The sequence below is a fragment of the Butyrivibrio sp. LB2008 genome (genome assembly GCF_000621565.1).
Lineage (GTDB): Bacteria > Bacillota > Clostridia > Lachnospirales > Lachnospiraceae > Butyrivibrio.
Genome location: NZ_JHXZ01000012.1, coordinates 173,650 through 196,957 on the forward strand (window position 1 = coordinate 173,650; position 23,308 = coordinate 196,957).

Sequence of the window (23,308 nt, forward strand, 5' to 3'; positions counted from 1 at the left end):
CGGAGGAACAGAAATGTATTCATTGGATGAAGTCAAAAAGATTGACCCTGAAATCGCTTCTTTGATAGAGGCTGAAGTAGAACGCCAGAACAATCACATCGAGCTTATCGCATCAGAAAACTGGACAAGCAAGGCAGTTATGGCTGCTATGGGAAGCCCGCTCACAAATAAATACGCAGAGGGCTTACCGGGAAAAAGATATTATGGCGGATGTCACGTAGTGGATGAAGTTGAGAAGATCGCTATCGAGAGAGCAAAAGAGCTTTTTCATTGTGATTATGCAAATGTTCAGCCTCATTCAGGTGCACAGGCTAATCTGGCAGTTCAGTTCGCTCTTTTACAGCCCGGTGATACGATCATGGGTATGAATCTCAGCCAGGGCGGACATCTTACACACGGAAGTCCGGCTAACATTTCCGGAACATATTTCAATGTGGTTCCTTACGGAGTTGACGATAACGGTGTGCTTGACTACGAAGAGATGTACAAACTTGCCGTAGAGCACAAGCCCAAGCTCATCATTGCAGGTGCATCTGCTTACTGCAGAACAATTGATTTCAAGAAGTTCAGAGAAGCTGCCGATGCCTGCGGAGCAATCCTCATGGTTGATATGGCTCATATTGCAGGTCTTGTTGCTGCAGGTGTTCATCCCAGTCCTTTCCCTTATGCAGATGTTGTTACAACAACAACTCATAAGACTCTCAGAGGACCCAGAGGAGGACTTATCCTTTGGAATCAGTCTGCTCAGGACAAGTTCAAGATCAACAAGGCTGTATTCCCCGGAATCCAGGGCGGCCCTCTTGAGCATGTTATCGCAGCTAAGGCTGTTTGCTTCAAGGAAGCTCTTTCACCTGAATTTACAGAATATGCAAAGAATGTTGTTGAGAATGCAAAGGCTCTTTGCAACGGTCTCATGAAGAGAGGCGTTAAGATCGTATCAGGCGGTACAGACAACCACCTTATGCTTGTCGATCTCACAAACTTTGGTCTTACAGGTAAGGAAGTAGAGGCTTGGCTTGATGATGCTCATATCACAGCTAACAAGAATACTATTCCTAACGAGCAGCAGTCACCTTTTGTTACAAGCGGAATCCGTCTCGGAACTCCTGCCGTAACAACAAGAGGAATGAATACAGAAGATATGGATCAGATCGCTGAGGCTATCGCTGTTGTTATCAAGAATAAGGGCGAGAAGAATGACGAAGCACGCGCTATCATTAAGAAGCTTACAGATAAGTATCCTCTTGATTGATTCAAAGACATTAAGTAATATTGTCAAATAATAAAATAAAATATCATTAATTATTTAATTGGAAAAATTGTCCGCATCTTAAATGTGTGACAATTTTTTCTTTTATAATCAGCTTTTTTACTGGAGCTCTTTTGCCCGGGAATGAATATGCAGAATTGATTGTAATGTACATACAATTTAGAATATACACAGAATATTTAACAATTATAAACTAATAATCAAAATAATAGAAGAATTATTATAAAATGTCTTGACAAATTAAGATGGCATAAATATAATGAAAACAGATAAAGAAAAGGGATTGATATAAAGAATACTTCTCCTGAGAGTTCTTTAGATCGAAAGAGCAGGGAGAAAGAAAAGGAGGTACGGTCCAAAGGGATAGTTAATTAAAATATTCAGGGAAAGGATGGTACAGACCACCAAAATATTTATTTTGAACTAATTGATTAGGTATTGTTTTAGAATTTAATTTCAGCTCTTCCGGTACATGATTTGTGGTCATGACAATATCAAGATCTTGCAACCACAGCATCTGAATGCAAAAATGAATGGAAAGATTGTAGCTGGGAAATTGGAGGACGGTCCATTGGACATGGAAAATTTAAGTTCAGAAGAGTACTCGGTATAGGGCAGAAGCAGGTAAAAAGATGAAGCTTCTGCCCTTTGATTATGCTTACTTATGTGTTAAAATAATGGGGAAGTATAAATGAATAATGGGGATATGAGTGAAATGGATGAGCAAGTTTTAGACCAAAAAAGACTTGAGAGGAGACTTAGAAGAAAGCGAAACCAAAGAACGGCATATTTGATTTTGGCAGGCGTAACAATCGTAGCCACAGCCTTGGTTTTCATAACGGTATATTCCCTAAATAAAGTATTTAAGTTTGTAAAACCAAAGGATGAGGAAATGATGGCAGCTGCGGAAATGACTTCGGAGGAGGTTGTTATCGAGACTCCGGAAGCATTTGGAGGAGATGAAGCGCAGGAGCTTGAAATGTCTGCTGACGATCGCCTTAATTATGTGATTGACACATGCATAAGTGATATGCCTTTGGAGGATAGGGTTGCGGGACTCTTTATCGTAACTCCCGAGCAGCTTACGGGAGTGTCTACAGCCGTCAAGGCGGGGAGCGGAACACAAGAAGCTCTTATGAATTACGCTGTCGGCGGAATGGTTTATTTTTCAAAAAATATTAAAAATGAAGAGCAGATTACGGAAATGCTGGATACGACTTCCTCTATGAGTAAGTATCCTGTGTTTACTTTGGTTGCGGAAGATGGAAGCAAGAACGGTGCAATATCTTCAAATATCGGTATTGAAGGAATAACGGATGTTACCGATTCTGATTCTGCACGTGACAATGCAAAAGCTATCGGAAGTGCAATGTATAAGTATGGCTTTAACTTTAATCTTTCTCCTGTAATTGATTTTTCAGGCAATGATAAGGATGAAAAGGATTTTGATAAGGTTAAGGATATAGCGGTTTCTTTTTCATCCGGTTTGCAGGAATCGGGAATGACAGCTTGTCTTAATGCTTTTCCTGCTAAGGCGGATACTTCACGCGGAAAGGCTGAGGTTGGAAAAAGTGTGACAGATCTTGAGTCTTCCGAGTATCAGATCTTTGAGGAAGCGGTTAAGAACGATTCTGTAAATGCAATCATGGTTACGGGAGCATCTTATCCCAATGTTGACGGCGATGATACACCTGCTTGTCTGTCAGAGAAGATGGTTACCGGACAGCTTAGAAACCATTTGGGATTTGACGGCATAGTACTTACCGATGCGCTTAACACATCAGCCATAACCAAGTATTACTCCGCTGATGAAGCGGCGGTTGCAGCTATTAAAGCCGGAGCGGATATGATCTATCTTCCCGAAGATTTTAAGAAAGCATATGAAGGAGTACTGAAGGCTGTCAACGACGGAACAATAACTGAGGACAGGATCAACGAGTCACTCAGAAGAATCTTCAGGATCAAGTATGCCGGCAGACTTGATATGTTTGCGGAAGAACAGAAAGATAACGTAGGTTGATTTAAACGGTGGCATAATGAATAAATACAGAAACGAATGGAAATACCTGATAAATTACGGTGAGTATGAAGCTCTGAAAACCCGTATGAATCCGTATTTCCATATGGATCCCAACGCGGTGAACGGAGAATATGTTATTCGAAGCCTGTATTTTGATGATATAAAGAACAGCGCCTATGAAGAAAAAGACATAGGCGTGTTTTTTAGGAAAAAATACCGTATCAGAATATATAATTTTTCCGATTCAAGCATCAAGCTTGAGCGAAAGCTCAAAAAGGGCAGTTATATTTTTAAAGAGGCTGCAAAACTGACAAAAGAGGAAGTATATAAGATTCTCGAAGGCGATTACGGCTTTTTATTAAAGAGTGAGAATAATCTCTGCAGAGAGTTCTATTATGAGTGCATAAGTAATTTTATGCGTCCCAGAGTTATTGTGGACTATGACAGAACCCCGTATGTTATGGATGCGGGAACTGTAAGGATAACTTTTGACAAGAGAGTGAGAGCGGCTATAGGAGGCTTTGATATATTTGATGCGAATCTTCCGACGCTTTCGGCACTTCCTTCGGACAAAATGATAATGGAGATCAAGTTTACGGAGTTTTTGCCTAAGATCGTAAAAGATTTGGCGCCTCCCCACACAAGCGAATTTGTTGCGGCTTCAAAGTATGTTCTTTGTTGTGACAAAACGCAATATTTAAACGGATACGAATACTACAAGGACGAGAGGAGTCTTATATGAGCATAAAAGATGTTATAAAAAAATCTATTTTAAATTCCGATGCATATTCGGGATACGATCTTGGGAAAATCGCATTCTCACTTATCGTGGCACTTCTTTTGGGAATAATGATATTCCTGGTTTACAAGAAATTTTTTGCGGGAGTTGTTTTTTCTAAAAACTTTGCGATAACACTTATCGGTATGTGTGTTCTTACATGCATGGTAACTCTTGCGATCAGCACAAATGTCGTAATATCACTAGGTATGGTCGGTGCGCTTTCTATCGTAAGATTCAGAACTGCAATAAAAGATCCGCTCGATCTTCTGTATCTGTTCTGGGCCATCACTACCGGAATTACAGCAGGTGCGGGAATGTACGGACTTACTATCGTTTCTGCAGTCATTATGATAGCAATGATCATATGCTTTTATGCAAAGTCTACAGCCGGACAGGTTTATGTTGCCGTTATCCATTATGAAGGCGACGATACGGCTGATCTTGTAGCCAAAGCTTTTGAGAAGACCAAACATTTTGTAAAATCCAAGACTATTCGCGGAAACACAACAGAGCTTGCTGTTGAAGTATATGTAAAGAATGATATATTCGATTTTGAGCAGTCACTCAGAAGTATTGACAGTGTAAAAGATGTAACATTTATCCAGTACAACGGAGAATATAACTGATCCCATTTATTAAAAGGTTATTAAATATCGTGTTCATGCCTTTTTATTTTCGTTCAAGGGGAGTAAAATGAGGGTGGAAATATAGGATGGAATCTTTGCACGGTTTTTTACTTTACTACGTGCCGATGCAAAGTGAAGGAGGTAATATGGCAGATATTAGTATTAGAAGTCAGATATCAAATTCGCTGAATTCATCCGTAAATACACGTGGTATTGAGCTCCAGAAAACGGCAGATGCAAAGAGTACAGATACACAGAATAGGAATCCCGATGAAAAAGAGCAGGGCATAGCGAAGGACGCGCTTGCTAAAGCGGAAGAAGTCAAAGCATCGGAATATGGACCTATTATAGCGCAATCCGGTGATGGTGATACAGTTCGTGTAAAGAATGATAAGTCAGACCTTAAGGCGGATGAGAAAGACAGCGCCGCAACCATTTATGATGCTGTTAAGGCAGCAAATGATAAACGGGAAAAAGAAGCTGTTCCCAACATTGATCTTCCCGAAAAGAAAAAGGAGACAGAGGCTGCACAAGCTGCTGCAGAAGAGCAGAAGAGAAGCAAGATTGATCTTACTGATAAAGGAGAGAGAGAAAAACTTGCTAAACAGGCAGCTGAAAACGCTAAGAGACAGACTATCGAAGAGAGTGATCCCGGACTCTATAACAGAAAGAATCAGGAGAAGATCACACAGGCAGGTTCAAGTGCTTATGCGGGCTACACAGATGCACAACTGCAGCAGATGTATTTAAGAGGTGATGTTTCACAGATTGAATACAATCAGGAAATTGAAGCAAGAGATGCTGCCAGAGAAGCAAGACTTGAAAGTGCCAATGATAATACCAGAAAGATAATAGAAGAAGAGGCAGAGAGCAGTAATCTTGAAAGAACTGCCGAGGCGGTAAATACAATTCAGAACGGTGATGTTTTGGAGGGTGAAGGTACCGTGCCTATCGATGTGCGTCTTCAGGCTATGCAGAACGCAGATAATCTTTTTGCAAACGGTTAAACTATAATAAATAAAAGAAACGGCTCAGAACTTTTAAATATGGTTCTGAGCCGAAATTTTTTGTCTTACAATTTGCTGAGCAGTGATATTATGCTCTCTTTTTTGAAATAAAAAATATTAATTGAAATAAGTGCAAGGGTCAATAAAATGAATAGGTTGTTTTGCCAGGGCATTTTGTACATGGTATGGAACAAACTTCTGTACAAAACTGATTTTATAGTAAAGCCAATGAATCCGAGCACGAGGGGGCTGATTGCAAACAGCTCGGATGACCTGCTCTTTTTGAAGATTGCATTGAATGCAACTGCGCACATCACTGTAACAGCAATGTGAATTATAATTTCTACAATATCGAAAACTGCAAGCTTTGTCATTATCGATTCACCGGGCTTGATATTTAGGTCAAAGGGGAAAGCCCAGAGTAGAGATGAAAGAGTGTGAATAATATTGTAGGCACATATACAAAAGATTGTGCCGTATACAATTACAATCTTACATACATCTACTGTGCAAGAGTCTTCGTCTGAATGTTCATTAATAAAACTCTTTTTATTCATAATAGTATCCATATTGTTTTCCCTATATAATGCTAAAAAAATTAAGGCTAACCCACTGTGAGATTATCGCATCAGCAGAAGGAGGTCACTTGATTTTGATAATCTCAAGCGGGTGTTTTTGTATACAGAGTCGTTTAATCACCCCTAAAGTGAGACTTCTGTTTAGTAAGTTATGGCGATGTCAGTGCCGGCAGATAAGATTGCTGAGATACCAACGTTCCCTATATTTCCGTCAGCAGTGATGCTACTTGATGAAGAAAGAGAGGACCCCGTAGATGCGGCATCTGAAGGAGATGACGAGTCATCTTCTCCAGTGAATGAAGAATCCGTATCTAATGAAGGGGTAGCATCCGAAGGGGACGCTGTATCTTCAATATTTGTGTCTGACTCGGATGTTGCTGCCGATGACTGACATGCCATAAGTGTAAAAGACATAGTAGTTACTATTGCCATTGCTATCAATTTATGTTTCATATATTCAAACCTCCGAAATGGAATCGTGTATTAGTAGTGTTAGTACAGTTATAACATAATTGGATATACATGTCAACAAACTACTTAAAATTATTTTCGAAGCAGTCGTAGAGCGTGATGTAAATGCTATTTTAATAATTTTTTATAAAAAAATTAATTTTTTCAAAAAAAGACTACCATCTTGAAGAAAAATGATGTATAATCGTGAACGTTGTGTGGTAAAAATGTGTTTAAAATGTGAAAACGGTGGTATTTGTTAATGTTTACGAAAGAAAAACTGGTTATTGAATTACCCAAAGTGGACTATGATCTTTATTTTACTAAAGATTCGATCCTCTTCATTGCGATCATCGTAGCGATGCTGTTTTCGATAACAATGTGTCTTTTCGGACACAAAGCTTTCAAGGTGATTGCAGAGATCCTGATTGCGACCGGACTGGCTGCGGCAGGAATGATCGTATTGGACCCATTGGTTCAAAGTCCTGCACTGAAGATGTTTTTACTGGTATTGTTTGATTTTGTCGTAATGAGTATTCTGGTAGGTCTGTTAGGACTTATAGAAAAGAAGAAAATCGAAAAGAACGGCAAGAAAACAGGACCGGGACGGTTTACCCGTTTGATTGCGCCTATTATAGGAGCAGGAGTGATGTTTACTGTTCTTTATACAAGTGTCTACAACGATATTGCGGTTGACGCAGGAATCGTTGCGGTATTTGTGGTTTTGGGCTATCTCATACAGATGCGCTCAAAAGGAGAAGATATTCAGTTCCGCACCTATGATGATATATATTATGGGAGGTGAATATGCTTGACGTAAGTAGAAAAGAATTAAAGTATATCATTGGAACAGATGAGATATACCTTTACAAGAGCAAGCTTGAGAAAATCATGGACGCCGATCCACATAATAGAGACGGCGGCGGTTATACAATAAGATCACTTTATTTTGACACATTCCATGATAATGATTATATGGAAAAGCTTGACGGTCTGGACAAGAGACAGAAGATCAGAATGAGAATCTATGACGGACAGACCAATATCATTAAGCTTGAGCTTAAAGCAAAAGAAGGCGATTTCCAGAGAAAGAGATCACTCAGCCTTAGTCTTGAAGAAGCGGAAAGTATGATAGATGGGGACTATACATTCCTGCTTGAGAGACCTGAGCATTTGGCTCACGGATTATATACTTTCATGTGTACGAAAGGATATGTTCCGAAATGTATCGTTGAATATGACAGAATGGCATTTATGAACCAGTTCAACGATATAAGAATAACGTTTGATATGAATCTTAGAGCGTTGGAAGATCCATCGCAGTTTTTTAAGGATGATATAGAAACATACAGAGTTGCAGATCCTTCTGAAACTACAATGGAAGTTAAGTACAACGGTTTCTTATTCTCATATATTAAGCAGACGCTTGATATTGTAGACAAGCCGAGAGTATCAAACAGTAAGTACGGACGTTCAAGATCATTTGCTAAATAAAAGGAATAATTGAGAAAGAAAAACGAGAAAGAGAAAGAGAGAGTTAAAAATGAAAGAGTATCTTTACACCAGTTTAATGGACGAAGTAAGCAGTTTATCAATTGAGAATGTTATCATGAACTTTGTTGCAGCATGCATTCTCAGTCTTATGATCTTCATATCATACAGAGTGTCACATTCAGGAGCTGTATACAGCCGCAAATTCAACGTTTCACTTGTTATGCTTGCACTTGTAACAACACTTGTTATGAATGTTATCGGTAACAATATTGCATTGTCACTCGGTATGGTAGGAGCATTGTCAATTGTTCGTTTCAGAACAGCTATCAAGGATCCCAGAGATACAGCATATATCTTTTGGGCAATTGCGATTGGTATCACTTGCGGTGTATCCGATTATGTTATGGCAGGAATCGGAACATTCATCATCTTTGTATTCCTTGTATTCTTCGGTGTTGTAAGAGATAACGAGAGAATCATGATCGTTATGAAGGCAGAGGCAGACAAAGTAGAAGATATCGACAAGGAAATCACATCTTTCTTTGCAGGAAAGGCCGTTATGAAGCTTCAGAACGTTAACAAGGACAAGAACGTTGCTGAGCTTATCTATGAAATTTCTGAGACTATTCTCAAGAAGCGTGAGCAGGCTAACGGAGCATTTGTTCCCAACTTCTCAGCAAAGGTTGGAATTAAGACAGTTAGTCTTGTAAGACAGGACGAAGAGATCAATCAGTAATTAGAAGAGTGAATGGGGCTACCAATGAGTAAGAAATTTCAGTTTAATGAAAGAAAGGTTCTTGTTGCCCTTTTCCTTCTTGTTATTGTGGTCATGGGAATGCTTAGTGTTTTCAGTTCGGGTGAGACTTTGACAGAAAAATCCGCCGGAACATATGAAACACTTATTCCCGATTCATCAACTGACGATCCTATCGGTTATATTGACAGTGAATACAAGGTAAAAGAAGGTTTCCATACAAACCTTCCCATCGTTGTGCTGTCAGTTGATAAAGAAATGCCTGCATATAAGAAATACAGAGAAGGTCAGGAGATCCTTTCCGGTGAAGATCCCTATGTATCAGGGAATATCAGGATAATTGACGGCGGAGCAGGAGATAATACACTTGCTACTCCCGTTTCATTTAACAGTAATATCCGTATCAAGATGAAGGGACATTCATCTATCGGATATGATAAAAAGCAGTATAAGATCAAGACCGTTTTTGCCAACGGAGAAGAGAATGACTTGGATATCCTTGGAATGGGTAAAGGCTCTGAGTGGGTTCTTAACGGAAGTATGGCTGACAAGAGCATGATAAGGAATTATCTTGCTTACAGGATCGCATCTGAGATAGGCGGCAATAATATGGCTCCCGACAGCAGATTCTGTGAAGTCTTAATGGAACAAAACGGTTCATATACATATCAGGGTGTATATCTTCTTATGGAGACTATTTCAAGAGGAGATGACAGGCTTAAGATTGACAAGTACAATCCCAAGAATGTCTACTCAAGTTATCTTGTAAGAAGAGACAGACAGACATCACTTGATCCTATGCTTGAAACATACGGTAGACTTTCAGGCAATGTCACAAGCGAAGTAAAGCCTTATGATAACTGGATTGGTCTTAAGTATCCTTCTCAGTCAAAACTGACTGATGAAACCAAGAAGTACATTGAAAAAGATTTCTCCAAGATGGAGAGAGTTATTTATTCTAAGGATTACTCAATATTCAGAACATATGACAGATATATCGATACAATGTCATTTGCAGATTACTTCCTGATAAATGAGTTTTTCGGAAACTACGATGCCGGTAAGCATTCAACATATATGTACAAGAACTCGGGCGAGAAGCTCAAGATCGGACCTGTATGGGATTATGATCAGGCTATGAATAACAACCCTCTTGTTGAGATGGATCTTGATGATCTTGCATTCCAGACAAGAGATATTTATGCGCAGATATGCAATGATAAGAAGTTCATGAAGCTTCTTAAGAACAGATTTGCATATCTTCGTCAGAATCAGCTTTCTGAAGAGCATATATTTGATGTGATAGATGAGACCACTGCATATCTTAAATCCGCACAGGTAAGAGAGTGGTACAGATGGGCCGATGATTATCTCGATCCTACATCGGATAATCCGGGCAACTATCACCTTGAATCATATACAAAAGACGATGTGACATTATCCAGATTTACGGATGATTATTTGGATGAAATCTATGTTATCAAGAGTTTCATCCAGAAGCACGGCAAAATGGTCCAGGTGGATCTAGGCAAGCTACTTGACGGGGCAGAGTATGATACATCTGTCGGCGGAATAAGAGAGCTTCTTCTTATCGCTGCTTTGTTACTGCTTATCATTCCGTCATATCTGATTCAGAGAAAGGGGTAAAGAATGTTATTTTCCAGCATACCTTTTTTGGTGTATTTCTTCCCGATTGTATTTCTGGGATATTATTTGCTCTCTTTTTCTAGAACAGCGCAGAATGTGTGGCTGTTGTTGGCCAGCCTTTTGTTCTATGCATGGGGAGAGCCGGTTTATGTATTCCTTATGATAGGCTCGATACTGTTTAACAGTATAATAGCGATTATTATTGAAAAGCTTGAAGATGTTAAGGTAAGAAAAGGATTACTTGTTTTTTCGATAATCGGAAATATTTCGGTACTCTTTGTATTTAAATACCTTGGATTTGTAGTTGGAATTGTGAATAGCGCGGTGAAGATTTTCCCGGATGTTAATCTTCCGCTTCCTATCGGTATTTCATTCTTCACATTCCAGGCGCTCTCATATGTTGTTGACGTGTACAGAGGAACAACCAAAGCAGAGAACCCATTCTATGTGGGACTTTATGTTGCTTTCTTCCCTCAGCTTATTGCGGGACCTATCGTACAGTACAACTCGATTGCAGAGCAGATCAGAGACAGAAAGAGTAGTCTTGATAAGATTTCTCTCGGACTGTCGCGTTTTGCGGTTGGTGTAGGCAAGAAGATAATTCTTGCAAACAATTTTGGAATAATCGCTGATGAAGTATTTAACTGGTCACGTATCGGTACGGATAAGCTCCCTGTTCCCGCCACACTTGCATGGCTTGGATCGATTGCTTATTCATTGCAGCTTTATTATGACTTCTCTGCATATTCAGATATGGCGATCGGACTTGGACTTTGTTTTGGATTTAAGTTCAAGGAGAACTTTAACTATCCTTATATTGCAGGATCTGTTTCTGAGTTCTGGAAGCGTTGGCACATCTCTTTGACAGACTGGTTCAGAGAGTATGTATATATTCCTCTCGGAGGAAACAGAGTTGCAAACAGAGATACAATGGTAAGAAACCTTGCAATCGTATGGCTTCTTACAGGTATTTGGCACGGTGCAAACTGGACATTTATCTTATGGGGAATGTTCTTCTTTGTACTTCAGCTTCTTGAGAGACTTTTGGACTTTGACAACCGTGTGCACAACACATTTTTAAAGCATTTATATACTTTGCTGATAGTTAATTTCCAGTGGGTACTTTTCAGAGCAGATGATATTTATCAGGCCGGACGTTTTTACCTTAATATGTTCGGATGTAACAATAACGGAATTCTGAGTGCGACAGCATTTATGTTTGTCAGAGAATACTTACCGATAATTATTTTTGGTATTCTTTTTGCAACACCTGTTATTCCTATGATGAATAAGTGGTTCCATGCACATGAGGACTCAGCAATTCATAAGGTATATTCGATTGCTTATCCGGTACTTATGTCGATCATGATCGTGATCAGTGTAAGTTACCTTGTTATCGGAAGTTACAATCCGTTTATTTACTTTAACTTTTAAGGAAAGGCGCCGAGATGAAATATTTCGTAAAAAAAAGAATATTTGCGGTAGTTTTCCTTGTGGCTATGTTTTCGTTTAGTGCCGTAAATATTTATACCAATAAAGATTCTTTTATAAAAGAAACAGAGAAACATGCCAATGAACCGACGAAGCTCCCGTCAGAATATGATGAGCTTATGAAGGATAAAATCTACGGTAAGACCGAGCTCGTTGAGACATACGGTTTTACACAGAAAGCATTGGGCAAAAAAGAGTTTAATGACTTTAGTTATGTAAAAGATAATAATGGATTCCTTTACTATTCGGCATTTTATCGTGATGAAGAAAAGAATATCTTTGAGTGTGCTCTTAGAGTTAAGAAGCTTCAGAATTATGTTGAGAAATACGGAACAAAGGTACTTTTTGTTATGGCTCCTTCAAAGTACAACAGACAGTATTCTGACTTTTCAATGGGTATGCCTGTAAACGATCCTACTGAGGATACTCTTGAGATGATGATCTATCTCAACAGACTTGGAGTACCAAACATAAACCTTGGTGAATATATTCCAAATAAGGATATTCCCTATGACCAGGCATTTTTTAAGACTGACCATCACTGGACTGTTCCGGCAGCTTTTTATTGTACAAAGGTAATGGTCGATGAGCTTAATAATCTGTATGGTGCAAATCTTGATCCTACAGGATTTTATCTTTCTGATGAAGCATATACTAAGCAGGAATATAAAGGCCAGATGCTTGGATCAATGGGAAGAAGTACAGGCATAGTTTATTCAGGTCTTGAAGATTTTACAGCATATCTTCCTACTTTTGACGGTCATTATAAGAGAACTTACATAATGGACGATAAAGAGACTTTGGAAGGACCATATTCAGAGACACTTTTGAATATGGAGGTTCTTAAGCCCGGTATCGACTATTACGTTGATTCACAGTATTCACTTTATGTGGATCAGGTTACAAACCTTGAAAATATTGAGAATCTTGATAATCCTAACGGACCAAGCGTATTGATGGTCAGAGATTCATATTTTGGACCTGTTATTCCGTTTATGGCACCTATGTGCAGTAAGATCGATGCTATATGGTCTTTGGAAAAAATGGATGACATGAACGTAGGTGAATATATTAAACAGCAGTATGAGAACGGGGAAAAATACGATTACCTTATAGTTGAGTATTATCCTCATAACATTGAAGAAGATGCTTTCAAATTCTTCCGTGGAGATAATAATTATGAAGATTAAAATTTGCTTTTGGATAAATACATTTTTTTCCGTGCTGTATCTGTTCTGGAGAATATTTTTCACAATCCCGTTCAGAGCCGGCGCATTGTCGGTAGTTTGCGGTATTATTCTCCTGATATTTGAAGCACTTGGAATGGTGGAAGCATTTGTTCACTTTACGAACATGCATACCGATCACAATTACAAGGTTCCCGATGTTCCTTTGGAAAGATTTCCTCACATTGATGTTTATATCTCAACATACAGTGAGGAGCCGGAGCTCTTGTATAAGACTATAAACGGTTGTAAGAACATGGATTATCCCGATAAGAGTAAGGTCCATATCTATCTCTGTGATGATAACAGAAGACCTGAGATGGAAGAGCTTGCGGGAAGAATGGGTGTAAACTACCTTAAGCGTGCCAATAATATCGGTGCTAAGGCAGGTAACCTTAACCATGCGCTTGCACATTCGACATCTCCTTACGTTGTTACTTTCGACGCGGATATGATCCCTCAGAAGAGGTTCTTGATGCAGCTTGTGCCGTATCTTGTTGACGCTGAGATGAAGAACGAAGGAAAGAGTGAGGAAGATAAGGTAAAGATCGGCTTTATCCAGTCTCCTCAGAACTTTTACAATCCTGACCTGTTCCAGTTTAATCTTTTCTCTGAGAACAGAATTCCGAACGAGCAGGATTATTTCTACAAGGATATTCAGGCTGCCAGAACTAAGAGTAACAGTGTTATTTATGGTGGCTCGAACACTATTATTGCAAGGGAAGCTCTTGAGAGCATTGGAGGATTTTATACAGAGGCTATTACAGAGGACTTTGCTACAGGTATCCTGATTCAGAGAGCAGGTTTTGTCTGCCTTGGAACCAGCGATCCTTTGGCTTCGGGTCTTTCGCCTACAGATATTCCCAACCTCATCCAGCAGCGTATTCGTTGGGGACGAGGCGTTATAGCAACCGGAAGAAAGATGCACATATACACTGCGAAAGATCTTTCTCTTTCTCAAAAATTAAATTATTGGGCATCAATTTGGTATTGGTATTCACCGGTTAAAAGACTTGTATACATGATATCTCCTATCCTGTATGCGGTATTCGGATTTACTATATTTAAATGTACCCTTCCGCAGGTATTGGCATTCTGGCTTCCGATGTACCTGACTTCAAACCTGGCTTTGAGCCAGCTCTCAGGAAATGTCCGCTCTAACAAGTGGACGGGCATATATGAGACAATTATGTTCCCTTATATGCTCCTTCCCATAACATTGGAGACTTTCGGAATTACACTTAAGAAGTTCAAGGTTACGGCAAAGAACCAGCTCAGCGGTAAGCAGCATTATGAGCTCTATATGGTTCCTTTCCTTCTTCTTATCGGACTTTCGGTTTTCGGAATATTTAGATGTGCTGCGGTTATATTCGACAGTTCATCTTTTGGACCCGGTGTAGTTTTGTTCTGGATGGTCATGAACCTTTACTATATGGTAATGGCGGTTCTTTTCATTGACGGACGTGTTGCTTACAGAAGAACAGAGAGAATTCCTCTTGAAGTTCCCTGCACATTTACTGTTGACGGTGATGAGATTCAGGGAATCACAGTTGATATTTCAGAGGAAGGACTTTCGGTTCAGTTTGATAAGCCATACTATATCAACGAGGAGGCTATGATACCTATCAGCCTTAACTGGGAGAACTGCAATACCGACGTTCTTGCAAAACTCGTATATGTAAAGAGAAACAAGAACAAGTGGCGTTACGCAATGGAGATTATTGATTACAAGGAAAGCTATAACGACTGGCTTAATATTGTATTCAACAGAATTCCGCCGCTTCCTTCGGAGATTATCAAGAACAGTGGAAGTTACGACGATATTATGCTTAATACCAAGAAGAGACTTGATCCTCCTTCATTTCAGAAAAGAATCTATCCCAGAGTTCTTCTTAACTACGATGCAACCATCGTGGGAGATGAGGAGAATAAGATACATATCAAGAACTTCAACTATGCTTGCGTAAACCTTTCAATTGCGAAGGGACCCAAGAAAATGAAGGTAAAGCTCTTTGACGATATTATCTTTGATCTTAGCTTCCAGTTTAAGAGCCGCGGAGAAAACTGCATTTATACAATCGATAACATGCAGGAGATAATAAAGGATAAAGAGAAATACAAGAAATTCCTTGATTTCGTTGTTGAGAACAATGTGATCGCAAGAGGCGAGGCAAAGGTTGAACAGATCGAAAAAGACAGGAAGAAAAAAGAATATGAAAAGCAGAGGCTTGTTGTATTCGATGAAATGAATTACGTATAAAACGTACTCGGCAAAAAGGGCTGAAGGTCACTGAACCTTCAGCCCATATATTTTGTCCGAAATCTTTGTTTTGTGATAAATATCGGCATATTGAGACGGAGTGAGATCTTCTACATAATTTATGGAGAAGTTCTTTTTTATGCCGTTTTTAATGAGAATATCGGCAGCTTTGTTATATGCGATCGCTGCTTCGGCTTCGCTGTTGTATTTGCCGATTACATAGTTGCTTTTTACATGGATGACAGCTTTGTATCTGATAAAACCTTTTTCTGCAAACTGCCTTACTCCGCGGTATCTGTTGAGGATGATTATATTCTCATATCTAAGATCGCTTGAATCGTCATTTGCAAAGCGATAATCGCGCCCTTTTACGGAGTAGCTGTTTATGCCATATCGCTGGAGTACCGATAATTGGCTTCCGTAGTCGGCGACAAACAGATGAGAGCCTCTTCGCATTATTTTGTGAGAGGAATAGTAGAAGAGATCGTCGATGTCGAATTTTAATTTTTCATCTTTTGAAAGATAATAAGTAAAATATTTTTTTTCCAAATAAATCGGATTCGAAATATATATCCCTTTATCACGGTAATTTATTAGTGAAATAAATTTTTCGAAGGGAAGAGTCATGCTTTGAGTGTACGATTCAATATCTATAGATGAACGGGTTAACACTCTTTTTGCTTCGCGGTAAACCTTGGAAGCGTCCTTCCGGCTTGGGAAAGAGCCGAGTGCGATATGTTTTCCGAGGTATGTTATGGAAGCTCTGAAGGATGGCGTTCCGTCCTTTAATGTTGTCTCGTAAACTCCGATAGAATTATTTTTTTTCACACAATCCACCTGTTTGTATGTTATAATTTTAACTTAAGGGCTCTATATAATTTGTCCTTAAATCATTTATTTATAAATATTGTATCAATAAAAGAGGAGTAAAAGCAATGGCAAAGGAAGTTTTGTACAGTAGCACCAGAGGGGCGCAGGGCAATATTAAGGCTTCAGAAGCAATTCTCAGAGGACTTGCACCGGACGGAGGATTATATGTCCCCGATCATATACCGCATCTTGAGAAAACATTAAGAGAGATTGCGCAGCTTGACTATCAGGGTACTGCATATGAGGTAATGAGACTTCTTCTTACCGACTATACAGAAGAAGAGCTTAAATATTGCATTTCACATGCATATGATTCTAAGTTCGATACAAAGGAGATAGCTCCGATTTCAGAAGCAGACGGTGCTTTTTATCTGGAACTGTACCACGGCGCAACTATTGCTTTTAAAGATATGGCACTTTCAATTCTTCCATATCTCATGACAACTGCTGCAAAGAAGAATAATGCAAAGAATGAGATCGTTATTCTTACAGCTACAAGCGGAGATACTGGAAAGGCTGCTCTTGCAGGATTTGCTGATGTTCCGGGCACAAGGATTATTGTCTTTTATCCTAAGCACGGCGTTAGCCCTATTCAGGAACAGCAGATGGTAACACAGAAGGGTGACAATACATGTGTTATCGGTATCGAAGGAAACTTCGACGATGCTCAGACAGGAGTAAAGAAGCTCTTTACAGATGATAAGCTTGCAAAAGAGATGGATGAGAAGGGATTCCAGTTTTCATCTGCAAACTCGATCAATATCGGACGTTTGGTTCCTCAGATTGTTTATTATGTATATTCATATGCAAAGCTTTTGAAAGAGGGAAGAATCGCAGACGGTGATCCCATTAATGTTGTAGTTCCGACAGGTAACTTCGGAAATATCCTTGCAGCATATTATGCAAAAAATATGGGTGTGCCCATCGGAAAGCTTATCTGCGCATCAAACTCAAATAAGGTCCTTTTCGACTTCTTTAAGACGGGAGAATATGACAGAAATCGTGAATTTGTTCTTACAGCTTCACCTTCAATGGATATTCTCATTTCTTCAAATCTTGAGAGACTCATCTATCATATCTCAGGCGATAATGCCGGAGTTGATGCAGAGTATATGAGTAAGCTCTCTAAGGACGGAAAATATGAGATAACAGATGATATGAAGAACAAGCTTGTTGATTTCTATGGTGGATATGCATCAGAGCAGGATACATTCGATACCATCAAGAATATTTTTGAGAAGACAGGTTATCTTATGGATACGCATACTGCTGTTGCAAGCTCTGTTTACAACAAGTATACGGAGGAGACAGGTGATAAGACACCTACTGTTATTGCTTCAACGGCAAGCCCCTTCAAGTTTACAAGAAGCGTTATGAATGCTCTTGGTAAAGGGGATGATTCTAAGGGAGATTTCGAACTTGCAGACGAGCTCTCAAAGGTATCCGGTGTCAAGATCCCTGAAGCGGTATCATCTATCAGAACCGCTGAGATCAGACACAAGAAAGTTGTAGATAAGACTGAAATGGAAGGCGCCGTAAAAGAGTTCCTCGGTCTTTGATAAAATACTAAAATAATTGCTTAAACGGAGGTGCGGATGGAAAACGGAAAAAATATTTACTCTGAAAACACACCTGAGATTGTTGAGCTAGCCAGACTGTCAGAAGCTGCTGATCAGATAGAGAATGAGCTTTTTGTCAAGTATGACGTAAAAAGAGGACTTCGAGATTTAAACGGAAAAGGCGTACTTACAGGTCTCACACGTATTTCGGAAATTGTTGCCAAAGAAGAAAAAGATGGGAAGAGTATTCCCAAGGACGGCGAGCTGTATTTTAGAGGTTATGATGTAAAGAAACTCATAAAGGCAGCATCGGATGATAACAGATTTGCTTTTGAAGAATGCGCTTATCTGCTTCTTTTTGATAAGCTTCCCAATAAAAGCGAGTTAAACGATTTTAACAGGCTTCTCGGATTTTACAGAAGCCTTCCCACAAGCTTTGTAAGAGATATAATCATGAAGGCTCCGAGCAGGGATATGATGAATACCCTTGCCCGCAGTGTCCTTACTCTTTATTCTTATGATGACCTTGCGGATGATACATCACTTCCTAATGTGCTCAGACAGAGCCTTCAGCTTATAAGCTTGTTCCCACTTTTGTCTATATACGGATATCAGGCTTATAATCATTATCACGAGGGAAAGACACTTTTTATTCATCCTCCTCTTGAAGAGCTGTCTACAGCAGAGACAATACTGTATCTGCTAAGACCTGACAGCAAATATACAGAGCTTGAGGCAAAACTTCTTGATATCTGTCTGGTGCTTCATATGGAACACGGCGGTGGTAACAATTCATCTTTTACAACACATGTCGTAAGCTCAAGTATGACTGATACATACTCGGTTATCGCAGCTGCAATCGGTTCTCTTAAGGGACCCAGACACGGTGGTGCCAATATCAAGGTTGTGCACATGTTTGATGATATTGAAGCAAATGTCAAAGATTGGAAAGACGAGGCGGAGGTTGAAGCATATTTAAGAAAGATACTTAACAAGGAGGCCTTTGATAAGGCGGGACTTATTTACGGTATCGGACATGCCATCTATTCCAAGTCGGACCCGAGAGCATTGGTATTAAAGAGCTTTGTAGAGAAACTTGCTATAGAAAAAGGCCGCGAGGACGAACTCAAGTTGTATGAGCTCGTAGAGAAACTTGCACCGCAGATCATAAGCGGAGAACGCACTATGTACAAAGGTGTAAGTGCTAATGTTGACTTCTATTCAGGATTTGTATATCGTATGTTAGGACTTCCTGAGGAACTTTATCCGACAATATTTGCTATGGCAAGAATTGTCGGTTGGAGTGCTCATAGAATGGAAGAGCTTGCCAACAAAGGCAAAATTATTCGTCCTGCATATATGGCAATCGAGCCCAGAAAGGGCTATATGGATATGAAGGACAGAGATTAAGAAAGGGGTTCAATATGGACGAGAAAGAAATTATAAAACTTATTGACCACACTCAGCTTCAGGCAGATGCAACATGGGAAGACATTGTAAGTCTTTGCGACGAGGCAGTTAAGTACAAAACAGCGACGGTTTGCATACCGCCGACATACTTGAAGAGAACACATGATAAGTACGGCGATAACCTTAAGCTTTGTACTGTTATCGGATTCCCTCTCGGCTACAGCTGCACAGCGGCTAAGGTTGTAGAGGCACAGGAAGCCATTAAGGACGGAGCAGAGGAAATCGATACCGTTGTTAACGTTAGTGATGTAAAGAATCACAGATATGACGAAGTAAAGAAGGAACTTGAAGAGATCAGAAAGGCATGCGGAGATAAGCTTCTTAAAGTTATCATCGAGACATGCTATCTTACAGAGGATGAGAAGAAAGAACTCTGCAAGATTGTTACTGAAGTAAAAGCTGACTATATCAAGACTTCAACAGGATTCGGAAGCGCCGGTGCGACTCTTGAAGACATTGAACTCTTTAAGAAGAATATCGGCCCTGATGTTAAGATCAAGGCAGCAGGCGGAATCCGCACAATCGAGGATGCTGTGGCATATGCAGAGGCAGGATGCAGCAGAATCGGTTCTTCAAAGGTTGTACCTCTTATTGTTAAGAAGTACGGACTTTAATAATTGTAAATGATTTTTATATACTACTCACAGTCATTTGCGCTATGCGCTTACAGATTGTGAGTAGTCGTGATTTATAGGAAGAAGCAGATATGGAAACAGAGAATAAAATAATAAAAAACAGATTAGAGCAGCTTAGAAAGAAGATGAAGGAAAACGGAATCGATTATTACATGATCCCGACATCCGACTTTCATAATTCTGAGTATGCGGCTGATTTTTTTAAGACAAGAGAGTATTTCTGCGGATTTGACGGATCTAACGGAACACTTGTAGTGAGCGACAAAGAGGCGGGACTCTGGACAGACGGCAGATACTTTATTCAGGCTGAGAATCAGCTTGCAGGAACAGGCGTAATTCTTTATAAGATGGGTGAAGAGGGCGTTCCTTCCATCGATGAATATCTTGAAGATAAGATGAACTTAGGCGAAGTTCTCGGATTTGACGGAAGAGTGGTTTCTGCAGAGATTGGTGAGGAGCTTGAAAAAAGGCTCAAGAATAAAAAGGCAGAGTTTAAGATTGGAAAAGATCTTGCGGAAGAAGTATGGACAGGCAGACCGGCGCTTCCTTGCCATGATATGTATGTTTTGTCCGATGAACTCTGCGGTAAGTCTTTTAAGGAAAAGCTTAATGATGTGAGAGCCAAGATGAAGAAGTACGGAACATCGATGCATCTTTTGTCCAAGCTTGATGATATTATGTGGCTTACAAATCTTCGCGGAAATGATGTTGAATGCAATCCTGTGGCACTTTCTTATGCAATAATAACAGATGATATGTTCATTCTCTTTGTGCAGAAAGAAGAAGTTACGGATGAAGTTCGTGCATATTGCGAAAAAAATGACATTGTCCTGAAAGAATATGCAGAATATGCCGAGTATATGTCGGAGCTTGTATTTACGGGAAATGTTCTTTTTGACAAGAGAAATACAAATTATCTCACGTTCAAGCTGTTGTCCGACAAGGCTAAGGCTGCCGGATTTGAGACTGTGGACAAAAAAGATCCCACAGAGCTTATGAAGGCTGTTAAGAACGAGACTGAGCTTAAGAATATCCGTGAGGTATATCTGAAAGACAGTGCTAAACTTACTGAGTTTATTTACTGGGTAAAAGAAAATGTCGGTAAGATTCCTATGACTGAGTACTCCGCTGCAATGAAACTCGACGGCATGAGAGCACAGATTCCGGGATTTATTGAATTGTCTTTCCCGACTATCAGTGCATACAATGCAAATGCAGCAATGGCGCATTATGAGGCTACTGAAGATAATGCCGCTGAAGTTAAGCCACAGGGCATGCTACTTGTTGATTCCGGCGCAACATACATGGGCGGAACAACCGATGTTACGAGGACTATCGTTGTCGGAGAGATCTCAGATGAGATTAAGAAGCACTATACAGCAACCGTGTCCGGAATGCTTGAACTTGCAGATGCTGTTTTTAAGGACGGATGCACGGGAAGAAACGTTGATATATATGCCAGAAGGGCATTGTGGGATATAGGAATTGACTATAACCACGGAACCGGACACGGCATAGGATATATGCTCAATGTTCACGAGGGACCTCAGGGAATCAGATGGAAATATGCAGAGGGTGCGAGCGAAGCTCTTCTTAAGCCAGGTATGATAGTTTCCGATGAACCCGGCGTATATATCGAGGGAAGCCACGGAATACGCATAGAGAATATTGTTGAGGTTGTGAGCCGCAATGAGAATGAGTATGGTAAATTCTATGGATTTGATCATCTCACATATGTGCCCATTGACCTTGAGGCAATTGATAAGAAATACATGAAGCCTGATGCGGTCAAACTGCTCAATGAATATCACAAGGCAGTTTATGACAGGATCTCACCTCTTATTGAGGATGAAAATGTCAAAGCATGGCTCAAGGATGCAACAAGAGAAATATAAGTAATACTTATAAATCAGACACAATCATCAGGAGGATAGTATGGAGCAGAAAACCGGTAAGGTTAAGGCATTATTGTTTGTAGCACTTGCAATAATTGTATTTTTTGTGGTTTTGACAATCGGGCAGTGTATAATACTTATTCCGGCAATGGTCAAAGCGGCTATTGAAGAGGGATTGACGGATGGCGCGAGCTTAATGGAATACATGTACCAAAAAGAAGGGGTTATGGCAAACGCGCAGTTTGTTGGAGAAGTACTCTCTGTTACCGTGATGGCGATATGGTATTATTTTGGCTTTGTAAAAAAAGAGAAAAAAGCCGGTACATATGAGCCTGTAGTAAAAAAGTTTTCCGATAAATTTAACATATTATTTGCTCTTCTTTTGTTTTTGGCAGGAACGAGTCTTGTTTATGTCTTATATTGGATAATGGGCCTGGTTATTCCGAGTGAAGTAGAAAATCTGAGCAATATGATAGGCGGGATGGATGACAATGCGCTTGGTTTAATAGCGGTTGTTATTGGAGCGCCTTTGTCGGAGGAACTTACTCTTCGAGGAGTTGCAATGAAGAAAACAAAGCAGGCGTTTGGAATTATCGGATGTATGATAATGAGCTGTATCTGTTTTGGAGTGGTCCATGGTAATATTGTTCAGGGAATATATACAATTCCACTTGGATTGATTTTTGGTTACGTCGCATATAAGTTTAATTCTGTAATTCCTACTATTTTCGGACATGCATTACATAATGGCCTTGGCGGATATGTCTATGATAAGATAGGTGTTGCCGGAATGGCTGTTATACTTGTTGTTAGCTGTGTGGGATTATTCCTTGTAATTCCAAAAGCACAAATATGTGAAAAATCCAAGAAGGATCCAAAGATAGATCTTGAAAAGGAACTGTAAATATACGTTTTATAAATATAAGTTATATGTGAAAATACTCTTAAATCACGCGTAAACCCTTGAAAAATGCGCATGTATGGATTATATTAGAACTAACAAAGAACTACATCAGGTAGTTCTCCTGGGGTGTCCGACAATTCCTGTGTAATTTGAACCTACATTACTTTAAACGGGACTCCTACATCATTGGTATAAATGTCACGCCTTCGGCCCTGCGCATGCGCAGACAAAGCTATGGGAGAGGAAGACAGGCATATCAGTTGCGGTAACCCACCTGGCATTAGCTAGGAGTCAAATAACAGGAACCGGCATTTTGGGATAATTTTGGGAATAAAAGCAGTCATATGTTTTATGGCTGCTTTTTCCATATG

Annotated in this window: 20 protein-coding genes and 1 other RNA gene; 18 read left to right on the forward strand and 3 right to left on the reverse strand. The window is 39.7% G+C overall.

Translation table 11 applies throughout. The features are described 5' to 3' along the window. Window positions 1-13: 13 nt before the first annotated feature. The 5 genes from glyA to T356_RS0102465 all read left to right on the forward strand — a co-directional run bounded on the left by glyA (window position 14) and on the right by T356_RS0102465 (window position 5,704). Window positions 14-1,252, forward strand: a complete 1,239-nt coding sequence (gene glyA / locus T356_RS0102445; RefSeq protein WP_026513129.1) for a serine hydroxymethyltransferase — start codon at window positions 14-16, stop codon at window positions 1,250-1,252. Between the two features lie 709 nt (window positions 1,253-1,961). Next, window positions 1,962-3,290 (forward strand): glycoside hydrolase family 3 N-terminal domain-containing protein, encoded by a 1,329-nt coding sequence (locus T356_RS18100; protein WP_051563097.1) that lies wholly within the window; start codon window positions 1,962-1,964, stop codon window positions 3,288-3,290. 16 nt (window positions 3,291-3,306) lie between these two features. Then, entirely contained in the window at window positions 3,307-4,032 is a 726-nt protein-coding gene (locus T356_RS0102455; protein WP_026513130.1) for a polyphosphate polymerase domain-containing protein, read from the forward strand. After that, a complete protein-coding gene (locus tag T356_RS0102460) occupies window positions 4,029-4,697 on the forward strand; it encodes a DUF4956 domain-containing protein (RefSeq protein ID WP_026513131.1) in 669 nt (222 codons plus the stop codon). The genes T356_RS0102455 and T356_RS0102460 overlap by 4 nt, the downstream gene beginning before the upstream one ends. A 146-nt stretch (window positions 4,698-4,843) precedes the next feature. Then, window positions 4,844-5,704 carry a hypothetical protein gene (locus tag T356_RS0102465; RefSeq protein WP_026513132.1) on the forward strand — a complete coding sequence of 287 codons (861 nt, stop codon included), beginning with the start codon at window positions 4,844-4,846 and terminating at the stop codon, window positions 5,702-5,704. A gap of 65 nt (window positions 5,705-5,769) precedes the next feature. Here the strand turns inward: T356_RS0102465 and T356_RS0102470 are convergent, their stop codons facing one another. Together T356_RS0102470 and T356_RS20995 are read right to left on the reverse strand one after the other, a co-directional pair. Further along, complete coding sequence (locus T356_RS0102470) at window positions 5,770-6,273, reverse strand: hypothetical protein (protein WP_026513133.1); 504 nt, start codon at window positions 6,271-6,273, stop codon at window positions 5,770-5,772. A 150-nt stretch (window positions 6,274-6,423) separates the two neighbouring features. Beyond that, window positions 6,424-6,735, reverse strand: coding sequence for a hypothetical protein (locus T356_RS20995; RefSeq protein WP_155838950.1), 312 nt, complete (start codon window positions 6,733-6,735; stop codon window positions 6,424-6,426). Window positions 6,736-6,994: 259 nt separating this feature from the next. Here T356_RS20995 and T356_RS0102480 point away from each other — a divergent pair, with 259 nt between their 5' ends. Genes T356_RS0102480 through T356_RS18105 form a run of 7 tightly spaced genes read left to right on the forward strand, consistent with a single transcriptional unit; the run spans window position 6,995 to window position 15,604 of the window. After that, a complete protein-coding gene (locus T356_RS0102480; RefSeq protein ID WP_026513135.1) occupies window positions 6,995-7,537 on the forward strand; it encodes a hypothetical protein in 543 nt (180 codons plus the stop codon). Between the two features lie 2 nt (window positions 7,538-7,539). Beyond that, window positions 7,540-8,226: a polyphosphate polymerase domain-containing protein gene (locus T356_RS0102485; RefSeq protein ID WP_035780208.1), complete on the forward strand. Its 687-nt coding sequence runs from the start codon at window positions 7,540-7,542 to the stop codon at window positions 8,224-8,226. A gap of 49 nt (window positions 8,227-8,275) precedes the next feature. Next, complete coding sequence (locus T356_RS0102490; RefSeq protein ID WP_026513137.1) at window positions 8,276-8,962, forward strand: DUF4956 domain-containing protein; 687 nt, start codon at window positions 8,276-8,278, stop codon at window positions 8,960-8,962. A 24-nt stretch (window positions 8,963-8,986) separates the two neighbouring features. Then, window positions 8,987-10,627, forward strand: a complete 1,641-nt coding sequence (locus T356_RS0102495) for a CotH kinase family protein (RefSeq protein ID WP_026513138.1) — start codon at window positions 8,987-8,989, stop codon at window positions 10,625-10,627. Window positions 10,628-10,630: 3 nt separating this feature from the next. Beyond that, a complete protein-coding gene (locus tag T356_RS0102500; RefSeq protein ID WP_026513139.1) occupies window positions 10,631-12,061 on the forward strand; it encodes an MBOAT family O-acyltransferase in 1,431 nt (476 codons plus the stop codon). 14 nt (window positions 12,062-12,075) lie between these two features. Continuing rightward, window positions 12,076-13,308, forward strand: coding sequence for an alginate O-acetyltransferase AlgX-related protein (locus T356_RS0102505; RefSeq protein WP_026513140.1), 1,233 nt, complete (start codon window positions 12,076-12,078; stop codon window positions 13,306-13,308). Continuing rightward, the gene (locus T356_RS18105; protein WP_051563098.1) at window positions 13,298-15,604 is read left to right on the forward strand and encodes a glycosyltransferase; all 2,307 of its coding nucleotides are present in this window, start codon (window positions 13,298-13,300) and stop codon (window positions 15,602-15,604) included. Before T356_RS0102505 ends, T356_RS18105 begins: the two co-directional genes overlap by 11 nt. A 27-nt stretch (window positions 15,605-15,631) precedes the next feature. Here T356_RS18105 and T356_RS0102515 read toward each other — a convergent pair whose 3' ends face one another. Continuing rightward, window positions 15,632-16,432: a hypothetical protein gene (locus T356_RS0102515; RefSeq protein WP_026513141.1), complete on the reverse strand. Its 801-nt coding sequence runs from the start codon at window positions 16,430-16,432 to the stop codon at window positions 15,632-15,634. Window positions 16,433-16,539: 107 nt separating this feature from the next. Here T356_RS0102515 and thrC point away from each other — a divergent pair, with 107 nt between their 5' ends. The 6 genes from thrC to ssrS all read left to right on the forward strand — a co-directional run bounded on the left by thrC (window position 16,540) and on the right by ssrS (window position 23,261). Next, window positions 16,540-18,033 (forward strand): threonine synthase, encoded by a 1,494-nt coding sequence (thrC, locus tag T356_RS0102520; protein ID WP_026513142.1) that lies wholly within the window; start codon window positions 16,540-16,542, stop codon window positions 18,031-18,033. Window positions 18,034-18,069: 36 nt separating this feature from the next. Further along, on the forward strand, window positions 18,070-19,443 hold the full coding sequence (locus tag T356_RS0102525; RefSeq protein ID WP_026513143.1) for a citrate/2-methylcitrate synthase: 1,374 nt from the start codon (window positions 18,070-18,072) through the stop codon (window positions 19,441-19,443). Between the two features lie 14 nt (window positions 19,444-19,457). Beyond that, window positions 19,458-20,117, forward strand: coding sequence for a deoxyribose-phosphate aldolase (gene deoC, locus T356_RS0102530; RefSeq protein WP_026513144.1), 660 nt, complete (start codon window positions 19,458-19,460; stop codon window positions 20,115-20,117). Window positions 20,118-20,209: 92 nt separating this feature from the next. Next, window positions 20,210-22,033: an aminopeptidase P family protein gene (locus T356_RS0102535; protein WP_035780210.1), complete on the forward strand. Its 1,824-nt coding sequence runs from the start codon at window positions 20,210-20,212 to the stop codon at window positions 22,031-22,033. 40 nt (window positions 22,034-22,073) lie between these two features. Further along, entirely contained in the window at window positions 22,074-22,937 is an 864-nt protein-coding gene (locus T356_RS0102540; RefSeq protein WP_026513146.1) for a CPBP family intramembrane glutamic endopeptidase, read from the forward strand. Window positions 22,938-23,052: 115 nt separating this feature from the next. Further along, window positions 23,053-23,261, forward strand: a non-coding RNA gene (ssrS, locus tag T356_RS20730) — 6S RNA. Window positions 23,262-23,308 lie beyond the last annotated feature (47 nt).